Source organism: Sporosarcina sp. P3, assembly GCF_002743415.1.
GTDB lineage: Bacteria > Bacillota > Bacilli > Bacillales_A > Planococcaceae > Sporosarcina > Sporosarcina ureae_A.
On record NZ_PDZE01000029.1, the window covers coordinates 1 to 3076 of the forward strand.

The 3076-nt window shown below is 52.0% G+C and carries 1 rRNA gene; it reads right to left on the reverse strand.

Features of this window, described 5'->3' with window-relative positions:
• Positions 1–15: 15 nt before the first annotated feature.
• Positions 16–2945 (reverse strand): 23S ribosomal RNA (locus tag CSV61_RS16390).
• Positions 2946–3076 lie beyond the last annotated feature (131 nt).

A 3076-nucleotide genomic window follows, 5' to 3' on the forward strand; every position in this document is an offset into this window, starting at 1 on the left:
AACTACTTTTTATAATAGGTTAAGTCCTCGATCGATTAGTATCTGTCAGCTACATACGTCGCCGTACTTACACCCCAGACCTATCCACCTCATCATCTTTGAGGGATCTTACTTACTTGCGTAATGGGAAATCTCATCTTGAAGGGGGCTTCATGCTTAGATGCTTTCAGCATTTATCCCGTCCATACATAGCTACCCAGCGATGCCTTTGGCAAGACAACTGGTACACCAGCGGTATGTCCATCCCGGTCCTCTCGTACTAAGGACAGCTCTTCTCAAATTTCCTGCGCCCGCGACGGATAGGGACCGAACTGTCTCACGACGTTCTGAACCCAGCTCGCGTGCCGCTTTAATGGGCGAACAGCCCAACCCTTGGGACCGACTACAGCCCCAGGATGCGACGAGCCGACATCGAGGTGCCAAACCTCCCCGTCGATGTGGACTCTTGGGGGAGATAAGCCTGTTATCCCCGGGGTAGCTTTTATCCGTTGAGCGATGGCCCTTCCATGCGGAACCACCGGATCACTAAGTCCGTCTTTCGACCCTGCTCGACTTGTAGGTCTCGCAGTCAAGCTTCCTTATGCCTTTGCACTCTGCGAATGATGTCCAACCATTCTGAGGAAACCTTTGAGCGCCTCCGTTACTCTTTAGGAGGCGACCGCCCCAGTCAAACTGTCCACCTGACACTGTCTCCTGCCCGGATCACGGGCAAGGGTTAGAAGTCCAATACAGCCAGGGTAGTATCCCACCAATGCCTCCTCCGAAGCTGGCGCTCCGGAATCCAAGGCTCCTACCTATCCTGTACAGGCTGCACCGGAATTCAATATCAGGCTACAGTAAAGCTCCACGGGGTCTTTCCGTCCTGTCGCGGGTAATGCGCATCTTCACGCATATTATAATTTCACCGAGTCTCTCGTTGAGACAGTGCCCAGATCGTTACGCCTTTCGTGCGGGTCGGAACTTACCCGACAAGGAATTTCGCTACCTTAGGACCGTTATAGTTACGGCCGCCGTTTACTGGGGCTTCAATTCGGAGCTTCGCTTGCGCTAACCCCTCCTCTTAACCTTCCAGCACCGGGCAGGCGTCAGCCCCTATACGTCATCTTACGATTTTGCAGAGACCTGTGTTTTTGCTAAACAGTCGCCTGGGCCTATTCACTGCGGCTCTCTCGGGCTATTCACCCTACCAGAGCACCCCTTCTCCCGAAGTTACGGGGTCATTTTGCCGAGTTCCTTAACGAGAGTTCTCTCGATCACCTTAGGATTCTCTCCTCGCCTACCTGTGTCGGTTTGCGGTACAGGCACCTCCCGCCTCGCTAGAGGCTTTTCTTGGCAGTGTGAAATCAGGGACTCTGGAGATTAAATCTCCTCGCCATCACAGCCTGGTGTTGGATGAGAACGGGATTTGCCTCGTTCTCCACCTCACTGCTTAGACACACAACCAACTGTGTGCTCACCCTATCCTACTGCGTCCCCCCATTACTCAAACGGCGGGGAGGTGGTACAGGAATATCAACCTGTTGTCCATCGTCTACGCCTATCGGCCTCGACTTAGGTCCTGACTAACCCTGAGCGGACGAGCCTTCCTCAGGAAACCTTGGGCATTCGGTGGAAGGGATTCTCACCCTTCTTTCGCTACTCATACCGGCATTCTCACTTCCAAGCGCTCCACCAGTCCTTCCGGTCTAGCTTCAACGCCCTTGGAACGCTCTCCTACCATTGACCCTAAGGTCAATCCACAGCTTCGGTGATCTGTTTAGCCCCGGTACATTTTCGGCGCAGCGCCACTCGACCAGTGAGCTATTACGCACTCTTTAAATGATGGCTGCTTCTAAGCCAACATCCTGGTTGTCTGGGCAACGCCACATCCTTTTCCACTTAACAGATACTTGGGGACCTTAGCTGGTGGTCTGGGCTGTTTCCCTCTCGACAATGGATCTTATCACCCACTGTCTGACTCCCAAACATAAATCATCGGCATTCGGAGTTTGTCTGAATTCGGTAACCCGGGATGGGCCCCTCGTCCAAACAGTGCTCTACCTCCGAGATTCTTTCGTTTGAGGCTAGCCCTAAAGCTATTTCGGAGAGAACCAGCTATCTCCAGGTTCGATTGGAATTTCACCGCTACCCACACCTCATCCCCGCATTTTTCAACATACGTGGGTTCGGGCCTCCAGTCAGTGTTACCTGACCTTCACCCTGGACATGGGTAGATCACCTGGTTTCGGGTCTACGACCCCATACTCATTCGCCCTATTCAGACTCGCTTTCGCTGCGGCTCCGCTTTCTCAGCTTAACCTTGCATGGAATCGTAACTCGCCGGTTCATTCTACAAAAGGCACGCCATCACCCATTAACGGGCTCTGACAATTTGTAAGCGCACGGTTTCAGGATCTATTTCACTCCCCTTCCGGGGTGCTTTTCACCTTTCCCTCACGGTACTGGTTCACTATCGGTCACTAGGGAGTATTTAGCCTTGGGAGATGGTCCTCCCGGATTCCGACGGAATTTCACGTGTTCCGCCGTACTCAGGATCCACTCTGGAGAGAATGTGCTTTCGATTACGGGGCTTTTACCCTCTTCGGCGGACCTTTCCAGGTCGCTTCATCTACCACATTCCTTTGTAACTCCGTATAGAGTGTCCTACAACCCCAAGAAGCAAGCTTCTTGGTTTGGGCTCTTCCCGTTTCGCTCGCCGCTACTAAGGGAATCGATGTTTCTTTCTCTTCCTCCGGGTACTTAGATGTTTCAGTTCTCCGGGTGTGCCACGAGTATGCTATGTATTCACATACACGTACTGTCCCATTATGGACAGTGGGTTTCCCCATTCGGAAATCTTCGGATCAAAGCTCACTTACAGCTCCCCGAAGCATATCGGTGTTAGTGCCGTCCTTCATCGGCTCCTAGTGCCAAGGCATCCGCCGTGCGCCCTTTCTAACTTAACCTATAAAAGGTCCAACTTCATCCTAGCGATAGGATTCAGAAGGTTAAAAAGATTGCTTGAATCGCAAATATGCGACTCGGTTGATTACTTGATTACTTTCAATGTCGTTTTATCCAGTTTTCAATGAACAAG